Genomic DNA, 12,268 nt, shown 5'->3' with positions numbered 1-12,268 from the left:
ATTTCAATAATTAGTGTTCTGCCCATTCAACTGTAGAAAGATCGATACCTTCTTTGTACATATCCCAAAGCGGAGAAAGTTCACGTAATTTCTCAACAGCGGCTTTGGTAATTGTAAGCACGTGGTCAATGTCTTCTTCAGTTGTGTATTTACCAAAACTAAAGCGGATTGAGCTGTGTGCTAGCTCATCAGATAAACCTAATGCGCGAAGAACATATGAAGGCTCTAAAGTTGCAGAAGTACAAGCAGAACCACTTGATACTGCAGCATCTTTAAGCGACATCATTAAAGATTCACCTTCAACAAAGTTGAAGCTAACATTTAAATAGTTTGCAACGTTTTGAGTTGGGTGACCATTTAAGAACACTTGTTCAAGGTCTTGTAAACCGTTCCAAAGTTTGTCACGAAGTTTACGGAGACGCTCTTGTTCTGCATGCATTGTTTTGCCTGCAATCTCAAAAGCTTCACCCATACCAACGATTTGGTGAGTAGCCAAAGTACCAGAACGCATACCACGCTCATGACCACCACCATGAATTTGTGCTTTTAGACGAACACGCGGGCTACGACGTACATATAATGCGCCGATACCTTTTGGACCATAAATTTTATGAGCAGAGAAACTCATAAGGTCAATTTTCATCGTAGATAAGTCGATATCAACTTTACCAGCTGCTTGTGCTGCATCTACGTGGAAAAATGTTTTGTTGGCACGTGTTAATTCACCAATCGCCGCTACATCTGTGACTGTACCAATTTCATTGTTTACCATCATAAGAGAAACAAGAATAGTATCTGGGCGAAGGGCAGCCTTAACCATTTCAGGAGTGATTAAACCTGTTTGTGGTTCTGGCTCTAAATAAGTAATTTCAAAGCCTTGTTCTTCTAATTCACGACAAGGATCTAGAACAGCTTTGTGTTCAATTTTACTTGTAATGATATGTTTGCCTTTAGATGTATAGAATTGAGCTACACCTTTAAGGGCAAGGTTATCTGATTCAGTTGCACCAGAAGTCCAAACGATTTCACGTGGATCAGCTTTAATTAAATTTGCTACTTGCTCACGTGCATATTCAACTTTTTCTTCTGCCTGCCAGCCATAAGCGTGGGAACGAGACGCAGCATTACCAAAGGTACCGTCGAAAGTTAAACACTCCATCATACGTTCTGCAACTTGCGGATCTACTGGAGTGGTTGCTGCGTAATCAAGATAAATTGGACGTTTCATATCAAATACCTGTACCCGATAAAAGAGCTGAATCTGTGCCAGTCACATTTTGGCGTAATGCAACAGTTTGAACGTTGTCTCGGCTAATGAGGTCGGCAAGAGAGATTTTTGCTAAATAGTCGGCAATATGATGAGAGAGTTCTTGCCATAAATCATGAGTGAGACACATTGCACCATTTTGGCAGTTACCTTTATGGTCACAACGTGTTGCATCAACCGTTTCATTTACAGCTTCAATAATTTCTAACACAGTAATTTCATCAGCATTTCGAGCCAAATGGTAACCACCATTTGCACCACGAACACTAGAAACTAACCCATGACGCTTAAGTTTTGCGAATAACTGTTCTAAATAAGCAACTGAAATGGATTGGCGTGCGGCAATTTCGGCGAGCGTGATCGTTTGTTCAGTTGGCTGCAAAGCTAAATCAAGTAGAGCAGTCACTGCGTAGCGACCGCGAGTTGTAAGGCGCATGATTCGATACACATGTTAAGACTAGATAATAGGATTTTATGAATCCCGACTAAAATAGTCAAGTTTTTTTATTTTTAATTCAAGTGTAGGAACAAAATAGAAAAATAAATTAGGCAACCCACAAATTATATATGAAATAAACAATAAATATTAGGCTAATTATACCAAAGGAGAAGTTAATATTTCGTTGACGTCGTTGTAAGCGAGTAATTCGATTTTGATATTGTTTAATTTCCACGTGAAGGGAGTTGATCTCTGATCTTTGTTGATCAATTTTCTCAAGTAATGGAGCGATCCGTTTACGTGAAGCAAGGGTTTCAGCTTCATCATCTGAAGTGTTAAACCACTGTTTCCAGTCAACTAGCAATTTTGGAAGAGTTAAATGAGAAATTAAATCTAGAAGTTCCTTTTTCGTTTCCTCATCACCATCAATACGCATATTTTTAAGGCTGCGTTGGTTAGAAAAACCAAAAATTTTAATTAAATCGATAAGCGTACTATTGATCTCAAGATCAATACGTCTATCAAAAGAGTGAATATCGAATAACAAACCTTTTTCTGTAAATTGAACATAGAAGTCAAAGAAAGGTAAATAGCTATTAATACGAATCGTTGTTTTGTTCAAAATAAACTTTTTCGCTTGCAAGCGAAGGGCACCATCGTGGGTGAGAATAAATGAAAAAAAAGTTTCTAAAATAATTAGAACAATATTCAGCAACAGACGCGGATGTTTTTGTCTTTGTTGCGTTTCACTCATAAAAGTTTATCCTTAGAAATAGCAATTAACCGAAGAATGGGACATCCTATCCCAAACTTAACACAATGTCGTGTTAAATATATTTACATGACTTATTTGCTTTGTAGAACAGTTTTGTAAATGGATCAAGTCTTTACTTTGATATTATAGAAATATTTTGTGGTCAAATCAGTCATCATTTCTCTCATCTGATTAGGAGTTTAGATTAATGGATAATGCAAATACAGATACCCAGATAGAAGAGTCGGAAGAAAAAAATAAATTAAAATCAAAAAGTTCAAGAAAATCAGCTTTAGATTTTAGGAAGTATACTAAGCAAATTTGGCTAGCAGGACTTGGTGCTTTTTCACGTGCGGAAGAGGAGGGAAATAAGCTTTTTGATTCTTTGGTTAAAGTGGGTGAGGAGCTAGAATCAAAAACTGGAGACTTGGCAGATAATACTGTTGGCAAAGTCACAGAAAAAGCAAAAGAATCTGTATCTGAAACAAAAGACAGAGTAGAAAAGATTCTTGATACGAGTGTTAATCACTCTTTAAACCGTATTGGATTGGTGACGCCGAAGGATTTGCAACACATCGAACAGCTGCTTGTACAACTGCATATTAAAGTGGATGCTTTAATAGAAGAAAATCAACAGTTGAAAGCAAAATTGAATAAAAAGTAAAAAAATGTTGGGATTTAGCAAATATATAACAGTTTTTTAGCATTTATTTTTGCTAAAAGCCCTGCTCTAGTATTGCGTTTTCCCCTAAAGCATTGCTATAAAGGCGTCATGGCCTTTTAAACTATAGCCTTGGACCTTAAACAAACGATATTAAGAGGATGTTTTATTCATGAATAAATCAGAATTAATCGATGCAATTGCTGAAAAAGGGGGAGTATCTAAGACTGATGCAGGCAAGGCACTCGATGCGACAATTGCGTCAATTACTGAAGCACTTAAAAAAGGTGACACAGTAACTTTAGTTGGTTTTGGTACTTTCAGCGTTAAAGAACGTGCTGCACGTACTGGTCGTAACCCTAAAACTGGTGAAGAGCTTCAAATTAAAGCAACAAAAGTACCTAGCTTTAAAGCTGGTAAAGGTCTTAAAGATTCAGTAGCTTAATCTTTTAAGATGAATAAACGCGCCAATATAGGCGCGTTTTTTATTAAATATCTGAATTGACCAATATTGCTCATTCATTGATTGTGGTTTTTCAGTTAAAATTCTCCTCGAAATAAAATATTGGAATACTTATGGAATCGTTTCGTACAGTCATTAAGGGTTGGCTCGGCAAAGTCCTTCTAATTTTGTTTTTGACCCCTTTAGCACTTGTAGGTATTGAAGGATATTTTAATAGGGGAAACAAGGCTGATGTTGCAAAAACAGTAAACGGCCAAGAAATATCTAAAAAAGACCTTGAAACTTTAACTCAGTCTTACAAAGAACAATATTTAGCTGCTGTTAAAGGGGATGAAAGTTTACTTAATTTACCTGTTATTCAGGCTAAGGCACTCGATATTTTGGTGTCACGTAATCTATTAATACAGCAAGCAGAAAAATTAGGTATCTCTTTGAGTGATGCTCAAATTGAGCAAATGTTAGCTCAGCAGCCTAGTTTGCAAGAGAATGGTCAATTCTCACAAAAACTCTATGAAAATTACTTACGTTCTATTGGCATGACGAGTCAGGGTTTAATAGCAAGCCTACGTCAAGATCATGCTTTGAAAATGTTAACGTCAACCTTTGCTGATTACTCTTTAGTAAGCAAAGTTGATTTAATGCAAATTGCGAATTTGCAAACTGAACAACGTACGTTACATTTAGCTAGTATTAAATTAGATGCTTACAAAACAGGTTTAACTGCATCTAATCAAGAAGCTACAGATTACTATAACAAGCATCAAAATGAATTTAAGCAACAGGCTTCGGTTGATGTTGATTATGTTGTCTTATCTCCATCAATGATGGCTAAACCAGCGCCTGCAACTGAAGCTGAACTTCAGCAAGCTTATGCAAAGTTTGTTGAAACTCAGAAAAAAGATGCTAAACGAACTGTAAAGCATATTTTAATTACTACTGATGCTCGTGATGATGCAGCTGCTCAAAAACTTGCAAAAGAAGTTTATGCGAAAATTCAGGGTGGTCTTTCGTTTGCACAAGCTGCATCGCAGTTCTCTGAAGATCCTAGTTCAAAAGCAAAAGGTGGTTTAGTTGAAGCATATGCTCCAGGCGTTTTCTCGGATGCATTTGATAAAACTGTTTTAAGTTTGAAAAATGGACAAGTTTCGCAACCAGTAAAAACACAATATGGTTATCATATTATTGAAGCAGAAACTCAAGCTAACCAAATCCCTTCATTTGAAGCTGAGAAAGCGCGTTTAACGGCTGAGGTTGAAAAGAATAAAGTTGCTACTGTTTATTCAGATGCCGTAAACAGTTTGAATGAAACAATTGTTGGTAATGATTCTTTAGAAGCTGTTGTACAAGAAGTAAAAGGTGCAAAAGTTGAATCATTGAATGGTGTAACTTTAGCAACTCAAAACCCATATTTAAGTGATCCAAGTGTCAAAATTAAGTTATTTAATGATGATGTGAAAAATGGTGACCGTAATGCATCATCTAATATTCAATTAGCAAATGGTGATACGGTATGGGTTAAAGTACGTGATTACCACGCAGCTGGTGTAAAACCATTAGCGCAAGCGATGAATGAAGCAAAAGCCAAAGTTATCGATGCAAAAGCGCGTAAAGCAGCCCAAGCAAAAATTGCTACCATGTTGACTGAGTTTAAAACTCAACCAGCAGAACAAGTAGTTGCTAAAAATAAAGTCGCATTTGAATCAGCAGGCGTATTTAGTCGTTCACAGGGTTTAAAGCGTGAAATTGAACGTGCAGCATTTAGTTTAGCTACCCCTAAACCGGGTATGTGGTCTGTTACAACAGCAAACTTACCAAATGAGCTGGTAGTCGTTGCAGTTTCAAATGTAAATTCATCAGCCGCTAATGCTATTCCTGCTGATCAATTACAACAGCTAAAACAACTTTATCGTCAATCTCGTGGTCAACAAATATTGGAAGATTACAGCCAATATTTAAAATCACATGCAAAAATTAAATAATAATTTGATCAATTAAAAAAAGCGCTTCGGCGCTTTTTTTTATTTTCTATTAATCGAGATGATGTTCGATATATTGCTGTCGATATTGTTTAGGTGATAAGTCAAAAATTCTTTTAAAGGCCTGACTAAAAGCAGTCTCGGATGAATAGCCGACTTTGTTTGATATTTGCTGAATTGAAAAATTACTTGTGCGTAAGTACTGACTTGCTAAACGAAAACGGTAATGTTGCAAATAAGTTAGAGGTGGTTCCCCAATAATACTATTAAATAGATTTGCAAATTTTGAACGTGACATACAACATTGTTCTGCTAATGACTCAACTGTCCAAGCGACTTCTGGTTGGCTATGAATAGCGGATAGGGCATTACTTAATTCAGGATGGGTTAACGCACTTAGCCAGTTTTGTTGATCAGTCATTTGTTGAACGTGATCACGGATGCACTCAATGAGAAGAATACTGACTAAATGATCAATAATTTTGTCATGACCTGGCCTGATTTTTTGAGTTTCAATTGCTAAGAAATAAAGCCCAATTTGTAGCCATTCGGGTGGGTTGGTTTGATTTTCGTGCTGAATATGCATGATCGAAGGCAATGCATTAATCAAAGGTCCTGCCATATGAGTATCAATCTGACAGCGCAAACACAGCAATAAGGTTTTATCTTGAGAGGAGGTGCCAAATTCAATCGCATCTTGTCTATGACCGTTAAAAAACGAAGTAATATCTAGTGAATCTACTAGTTTATTCGCTGTTGATTTTGAGTCAGTGGCATTATGTGCTTTTCCAGAAGGAATTAAAATAATATCACCAGCTGTCGCAATTATTTTTTCTGACGCATTAAGTTGAATATATACTGAACCAGTTAAAACAATATACGCAAGTAAAGCAGATTGATCTTGTGTTTTAAAAGCCCATTCTCCTTGAGCTTTTAAATAGATGTATTCAGACTTATTAAGGTGAATATCATCAAAAAACTTACTTAGTGCATCCATGTTTATATGATCAATCATTATTTTATTAAAATTATAGTGAGCTATAAGAATAGATCAACATGTGTTTTTAGGACAAAAAAGTGGAAGAAAATGCCAAAGACTTTGAAATAGGTTTTTTGGACGGTTACTACTGTTAAGTAATTAGTATTTCTTTAACTATATAGATATATAGAAAAAGGAAATATGACTATGAATGCACCAGTAAATGTTCAACAAGAACTTATGCCAGTGCCAGCGTCTATGCGTGAGATAGATCGTAAGCGCTATTTATGGATGATTAGTCCAGCTCTACCTGTAATTGGTTTAGGTATTTTAGCTGGTTACCATTTTGGTCCACGCCCATTAAAAAAAGTTTTCGCTTTAGGTGGTCCACTTTTATTACATGTTGTGATCCCTGCAATTGATACTGTTATTGGGAAGGATGCACGTAATCCGACTGATGAAGAAATTAAGCTTTTAGAAAAAGATCCATATTATTCACGTCTTGTGAAGAGTTTTATTCCACTGCAATATGCTGCAAATGTTTATGCATGTTATTTAACAAGCCGTAAAACCACGTCATTCATTGATAAAATTTTGCTCGGTGTTTCAATGGGTGCAATTAATGGTATTGCAATTAATACAGCCCATGAATTAAGCCATAAGCATGATCGTATTGATCATATTTTATCTCATCTTGCTTTGGTTCCTACAGGTTATAACCATTTCCGTATCGAACATCCTTATGGACACCATAAACGTGCAGCAACTCCTGAAGATCCGGCTTCTTCACGTATGGGCGAAACATTTTATGAGTTCTGGCCACGTACAGTTGTAGGTTCTTTTAAGTCTGCAATTGAAATTGAGAAGAATCGTTTAAAACGTAAAGGAAAAGAGTTCTGGTCAGCAGATAATGAATTATTACAAGGCTGGGGAATGAGTGCTGCTTTTCATGCCTCTATGGTTGGAATTTTTGGTAAAAGTACAATTCCATATTTAGCGACACAAGCATTTTATGGCATTAGTCTTTTTGAAATTATTAACTATATTGAACATTATGGTTTATTACGTCAGAAAAAAGAAAATGGTCAATATGAGCGCACAATGCCAGAGCATAGCTGGAACAACAATAACGTAGTAACAAACTTATTTCTGTACCAGTTGCAGCGTCACTCAGATCATCATGCTTATCCGACTCGTCCATTCCAAGCATTACGTCATTTTGATGAGGCACCAGAATTACCAAGTGGTTATGCAAGTATGTTATTACCTGCGTTAATTCCTTCGTTGTGGTTCAAAATAATGGATAAGCGAGTTTTTGATCACTATAAAGGTGATTTGAATAAAGCGAATATTTCACCAAAAAGACGTGCAAAAATCTTCAAAAAATTTGGTGCAGTAGATCAATCATTAGAAACATAAAAGTTGAATAAATAATATATATTCCTGAAATACCAAACCCTCTAATCATGTGATTAGAGGGTTTTTATTTTGCCTATAGATGGTAGTACTAAGCAGCAAGGGAATTTAAACTCGCTTGCGATGCTCTTATTTTAATTCACTTGAAGATTTACCAAGCTCACGACGCGCAATAATTAATTGTTGAATTTGCTGAGTACCTTCAAAAATATCAAGAATTTTTGAATCACGTGCCCATTTCTCAAGTAGTTCGTCTTCGTTATAGCCAACACTTGCTGCTAACTCGACACATTTTAAAGTGATCTCGTTACCAACACGACCTGCTTTTGCTTTTGCAATAGAAGCTTCTTTAGAGTTTGGCTTTTTGTTATCAGCCATCCATGTTGCTTTTAACATGAGCAGACGAGCAGCTTCCCATTCAGCCTCCATGCGGTAGATTTGTGCTGCAAGGTTAGAAGCATGCAGATAGGGAGTCGAGTAGTCAGGATCAAGCTGATCTTTAAAAATCTCTTTAATACGCTCTAGTGAAGCTTTCGCACAACCGATTGCCATTGCTGCAACTAGAGGGCGTGTATTGTCAAAAGTTTCCATTACTCCGGCGAAACCTTTAGCAACATCCACTTCGGCATTACCCAAAAGGTTCTCTGCTGGTACACGGCAGTCAATAAAACTGATGACTGCTGTGTCTGATGCTTTAATTCCTAATTTATGTTCGAGACGTTCGACCTTCATGCCAGGCGTATCTTTGGGTACCACAAATGATTTAATAGCTGCACGGCCAAGTTTGCGATCAAGTGTGGCCCAAACAACGACAGAGTCTGCTCGTTCACCTGAGGTCACAAAAATCTTTTCACCATTTAGAATGTAGTCATTGCCATCTTTGGTTGCTGTGGTACGGATAGCGGCAGAGTCGGAGCCACAACCCGGTTCGGTGATGGCCATTGCTGCCCATGTTCCTTTGAACCGTTCTAATTGCTCATCATTTGCGACAGCAGCAATTGCTGAGTTTCCAAGGCCCTGACGAGGCATACTCAGTAATAAGCCTGTATCGCCATAACACATCTCAATAATTCCAAGAGCGGTCGACATGTTGGTTCCATTGCGAATACCTTCATTGTCGGTATCACCGCGCTTTCCAGCACCCGCAGCACCAGCATTAATTCCTTCACCACCTTCATTCATGCCATCGATGAGAGAGGCGAGCATATCAAGTTCTTTTGGATATGCATGTTCAGCTTTATCATATTTGCGAGAAATAGGGCGTAATACATTGATCGCAACATCATGTGCTTGATCAATCATCATTTTGAATTTTTTAGGATTTTGTAAATTCATTAAAGTATCCTCTGATTGATCTTTTAAGCATGTAAGCCAGATTGTAAAATTGCAGTAGCCCGTAAATCGCGGTACCAACGTTCAACAGGATGTTCTTTTGTGAAACCATGTCCACCAAGAATTTGCACACCGTCTGTGCCAATTTTCATGGATTTTTCAGCACAAAGTAGATGGGCTAAGTAAGCTTCGCGGTGAAATGGCTTGCCTGACTCTGCAAGGCTTGCTGCATTTAAAATCAACATACGCATTGCATCAATTTCAATTGCCATATCTGCAATCATGAAAGCGACACTTTGACGATGTGAAATAGGTTCACCGAACGCGGTTCGTTCATTGGCATATTTAATACAGTAAGCTTTTACAGCTTCACATGTACCTACAGCCATTGCACACCACACTAAGTTGCCTAAATCTACAAAGGCTGTGTAATCAAAATCTGTTGCACCTAAACGTAGAGCAGGAGTGTGATTAAAGCGAAGAGTTGCTGTTTCTGTCGCTTTAAGACCCATGGCCGGAGTGTTTTTTATTGAAATTGTTTCATTACACTGCACGACGAATACGTCTGGCTTGCCGTTAAAGTCTGCACTTACTAAAAATACATCAGCTAAATCGCCTAAAATCACTAATGTTTTTTCACCATCAATAAAAAACTGATCATTTTCAAGTGATGCTTTTGTTTTTAAAACATAAGGGTTAAATGCTGGAGTTGTTTCTTGAACAGCAAAAGTTGCTGTAATGTCTGAGTCTTCTGCAAAACATGGTAGGTACATCGACTGAACTTCAGCAGAACCCCAACGTGTGATTGCATTAATAACGCTAAATGTACTGAGTAATCCTGCTGTAAGGCTGAAATCACCTTCAGCTAGTTTTTCAGCAATTAACAAGTTACTAACGATATTTTGTTCGGCCGCTACTCCACCGAGTGCTTCTGGAAGTGCATAGTAGTTAAGTCCTAAATCTTCAACATATTGCCAAAGACTTTCAGGAAACTGAGCTTCCTGATCGGCATCATGAGCTAACCCCAATAAAACCTCTTGAGCAAATTGAGACATTGCTTCAGAAGTCATTTGTTGTTCTTCGGTTAGACTTAAATCAAATAAATTTTTTTGTTGGCGAGGTAAACGTTGTTGAGAGATTTGCTTGGGCTTAAACGCTTTTTGAGTCTGCGTTAATGCTCTAAAGCCAGCTTTTGAACCTTGATAAAGAGATTTTTCAACAAATTTACGCAACTTGAGTTGATCAAGTACATCGCTTCCAGCCAATCTGGTGATCAGCGATAAACCCAAACCCTGAGCTTTATTGATCATACTTGTCATGATTATGGTGTCCTAACACATTGTTATTGTTTTATGCTGACACGCCTTATATTAAAAAACTATGTCGTTACTGACATTCGAAAAATGAGTAGATAAATGGTAAATACAAAATAATAAAATTATAAGTTTTTGATTTTATTTATTTAAAGTGAATTTAATATCGGGGGAGTCGAGAAGGATTGACTAGAATGACATGGAATCATTCTAGTCATTCATTAAATTAAGCAAAGTTACGAATCATACGTCGCACATTGGTTTTTGCATCAATAACCGTCATAAATGTGTAGGCTCCAATGAATTTACGGCTAATAAACATAAACTCTTTTGGCGGAACTGAAAAATAACGTGAAGCCATTGATTTACTAGCTTGTTGCATAACACGGCTATGAAGCTGGCTTTTCTTCCAGTCATAACGTTCGTGTTCATCCATAAGACCAGCGGGCATATCTGGGTTATTTGCAGGAGTACTGAATGCTTCTGTTGCAAGTAAAAAGACATCAGCCATACCTGGTTTAATACTTTCAGGCATCGCATCAAAGAACTCGTAACCAGTCATGGCTTTGACCATTGCATCTTTATTATGTTGATAACCTGCCTGAATGAGTTGACGGGCAACTGATAGCAAGTGTTCATCAAACTGGCGAATAGCACCAAAATCTAATAATACAATTTTGTCTTGAATGTCTTGGCCATTACCTAAACGAACAAGGTAATTACCAAAGTTAGGGTCAGTTTGCATTTCACCCCATTCAAAAATTTCACGAACCGCAATCTCTAATGACGCTTCACCGAGTTGATTACGACGTTCTTGAGGTAATGACAACATCACAGGGCTATTAATTGGCACACCACGTTCAAAAGTCATGCAGAGCACTTGATTTGTGCAATATTCATCTACAATTGTAGGAACAATATAGCGCTCATCATCTTTTAAGCGTTCACCAAAGCGACGAGTAGTGGCAGCTTCAACATCATAGTCAACTTCACGATGCATCATTTCACGTACTTCATCAAACCACTGATCAAATTCACGGGTTTGTGGAACCATACGCGTCAGTTTAAGCATGTTTTTAAACAAGCTCATATCGGAGTCAATAGCATTTGCAACGCCCGGATATTGAATCTTTAAAACTAACTCTAAACCATCTGATTTACGCGTTGCACGGTGTACTTGTGCGAGAGAGGCCGTACCAATTGGCTCATGATCAATTGTTAAATCATTTAATTTAGCGCCCAATTGCTCTTGAAGGTGCGGCTTAATTGCAGGCCAATCTAAAGCAACTGTCTGGTTATTTAAGGTGTTTAGTGCTTGTGTAATTTCTTCAGGTAAAAAATGCTCACCATAAAGGGCCATCATTTGGCCAATCTTAACAATAGAACCCTTAAGTTTACCTATTTCAGAAACCAGATAATTAGCTTGCTCGCTCATCGCTTTTTTGCGTTTCTTTTCTTTTTCTTCCTCATTAGAAAATAAAGAAGAGGCGCTTGCAGTTGCCCAACGTGTTCCTGCAAGTAAAGAAGCTTTCGCGATTGATAAGCGTCGATCCATGGAAGAAGTTTTTAAACTCTTAAGCTTATCTTTCTGATTTGACATGAAAATAGAATCCTATGCGCATCATGCAGCCAAACGCTGGTGATCTAAAATTGTAACGAATATTACAT

At 37.5% G+C, this 12,268-nt stretch carries 11 protein-coding genes; 4 read left to right on the top strand and 7 right to left on the bottom strand.

Annotation, left to right across the window (positions count from 1 at the left end):
* Window positions 1–10: 10 nt before the first annotated feature.
* The 3 genes from J536_RS05640 to J536_RS05630 all read right to left on the bottom strand — a co-directional run bounded on the left by J536_RS05640 (window position 11) and on the right by J536_RS05630 (window position 2,460).
* The gene (locus J536_RS05640; RefSeq protein ID WP_032056989.1) at window positions 11–1,228 is read right to left on the bottom strand and encodes an IscS subfamily cysteine desulfurase; all 1,218 of its coding nucleotides are present in this window, start codon (window positions 1,226–1,228) and stop codon (window positions 11–13) included.
* Window position 1,229: 1 nt separating this feature from the next.
* Window positions 1,230–1,703, bottom strand: a complete 474-nt coding sequence (locus tag J536_RS05635; protein ID WP_002117915.1) for an Rrf2 family transcriptional regulator — start codon at window positions 1,701–1,703, stop codon at window positions 1,230–1,232.
* 109 nt (window positions 1,704–1,812) lie between these two features.
* The gene (locus tag J536_RS05630; RefSeq protein WP_005076210.1) at window positions 1,813–2,460 is read right to left on the bottom strand and encodes a hypothetical protein; all 648 of its coding nucleotides are present in this window, start codon (window positions 2,458–2,460) and stop codon (window positions 1,813–1,815) included.
* A gap of 208 nt (window positions 2,461–2,668) precedes the next feature.
* Between J536_RS05630 and J536_RS05625 the strand changes: the two genes are divergently transcribed.
* The 3 genes from J536_RS05625 (at window position 2,669) to J536_RS05615 (ending at window position 5,563) form a co-directional block, all read left to right on the top strand.
* Entirely contained in the window at window positions 2,669–3,124 is a 456-nt protein-coding gene (locus tag J536_RS05625) for a phasin family protein (protein ID WP_005069443.1), read from the top strand.
* A 169-nt stretch (window positions 3,125–3,293) separates the two neighbouring features.
* Entirely contained in the window at window positions 3,294–3,566 is a 273-nt protein-coding gene (locus J536_RS05620; protein ID WP_001043034.1) for an HU family DNA-binding protein, read from the top strand.
* 131 nt (window positions 3,567–3,697) lie between these two features.
* Window positions 3,698–5,563: a SurA N-terminal domain-containing protein gene (locus J536_RS05615; protein ID WP_032056987.1), complete on the top strand. Its 1,866-nt coding sequence runs from the start codon at window positions 3,698–3,700 to the stop codon at window positions 5,561–5,563.
* A 49-nt stretch (window positions 5,564–5,612) separates the two neighbouring features.
* On the opposite strand, the gene J536_RS05610 is transcribed toward J536_RS05615, so the two are convergent.
* On the bottom strand, window positions 5,613–6,557 hold the full coding sequence (locus J536_RS05610) for an AraC family transcriptional regulator (protein ID WP_032062341.1): 945 nt from the start codon (window positions 6,555–6,557) through the stop codon (window positions 5,613–5,615).
* Window positions 6,558–6,746: 189 nt separating this feature from the next.
* Between J536_RS05610 and J536_RS05605 the strand changes: the two genes are divergently transcribed.
* Window positions 6,747–7,958, top strand: a complete 1,212-nt coding sequence (locus J536_RS05605; RefSeq protein WP_032062339.1) for an alkane 1-monooxygenase — start codon at window positions 6,747–6,749, stop codon at window positions 7,956–7,958.
* Between the two features lie 126 nt (window positions 7,959–8,084).
* On the opposite strand, the gene J536_RS05600 is transcribed toward J536_RS05605, so the two are convergent.
* The 3 genes from J536_RS05600 to J536_RS05590 form a co-directional block, all read right to left on the bottom strand.
* On the bottom strand, window positions 8,085–9,290 hold the full coding sequence (locus tag J536_RS05600) for an acyl-CoA dehydrogenase family protein (RefSeq protein ID WP_005069433.1): 1,206 nt from the start codon (window positions 9,288–9,290) through the stop codon (window positions 8,085–8,087).
* Between the two features lie 23 nt (window positions 9,291–9,313).
* Window positions 9,314–10,597: an acyl-CoA dehydrogenase family protein gene (locus J536_RS05595; RefSeq protein WP_155758146.1), complete on the bottom strand. Its 1,284-nt coding sequence runs from the start codon at window positions 10,595–10,597 to the stop codon at window positions 9,314–9,316.
* A 229-nt stretch (window positions 10,598–10,826) separates the two neighbouring features.
* Window positions 10,827–12,200 carry an ABC1 kinase family protein gene (locus tag J536_RS05590; RefSeq protein ID WP_017386866.1) on the bottom strand — a complete coding sequence of 458 codons (1,374 nt, stop codon included), beginning with the start codon at window positions 12,198–12,200 and terminating at the stop codon, window positions 10,827–10,829.
* Between the last annotated feature and the right edge of the window lie 68 nt (window positions 12,201–12,268).

The sequence above is a fragment of the Acinetobacter sp. 809848 genome (assembly GCF_000581275.1).
GTDB classification, from domain to species: domain Bacteria; phylum Pseudomonadota; class Gammaproteobacteria; order Pseudomonadales; family Moraxellaceae; genus Acinetobacter; species Acinetobacter pittii.
The sequence above is the reverse complement of the archived record's forward strand: the minus strand, read 5'-3'. Positions and strand labels throughout refer to the sequence as shown.

Coding starts and splice junctions, on each gene's coding strand:
- J536_RS05640 (WP_032056989.1), bottom strand. CDS start 1,228: ATGAAACGTCCAATTTATCTTGATTACGCAGCAACCACTCCAGTAGAT.
- J536_RS05590 (WP_017386866.1), bottom strand. CDS start 12,200: ATGTCAAATCAGAAAGATAAGCTTAAGAGTTTAAAAACTTCTTCCATG.
- J536_RS05635 (WP_002117915.1), bottom strand. CDS start 1,703: ATGCGCCTTACAACTCGCGGTCGCTACGCAGTGACTGCTCTACTTGAT.
- J536_RS05610 (WP_032062341.1), bottom strand. CDS start 6,557: ATGGATGCACTAAGTAAGTTTTTTGATGATATTCACCTTAATAAGTCT.
- J536_RS05615 (WP_032056987.1), top strand. CDS start 3,698: ATGGAATCGTTTCGTACAGTCATTAAGGGTTGGCTCGGCAAAGTCCTT.
- J536_RS05625 (WP_005069443.1), top strand. CDS start 2,669: ATGGATAATGCAAATACAGATACCCAGATAGAAGAGTCGGAAGAAAAA.
- J536_RS05595 (WP_155758146.1), bottom strand. CDS start 10,597: ATGATCAATAAAGCTCAGGGTTTGGGTTTATCGCTGATCACCAGATTG.
- J536_RS05620 (WP_001043034.1), top strand. CDS start 3,294: ATGAATAAATCAGAATTAATCGATGCAATTGCTGAAAAAGGGGGAGTA.
- J536_RS05600 (WP_005069433.1), bottom strand. CDS start 9,290: ATGAATTTACAAAATCCTAAAAAATTCAAAATGATGATTGATCAAGCA.
- J536_RS05605 (WP_032062339.1), top strand. CDS start 6,747: ATGAATGCACCAGTAAATGTTCAACAAGAACTTATGCCAGTGCCAGCG.
- J536_RS05630 (WP_005076210.1), bottom strand. CDS start 2,460: ATGAGTGAAACGCAACAAAGACAAAAACATCCGCGTCTGTTGCTGAAT.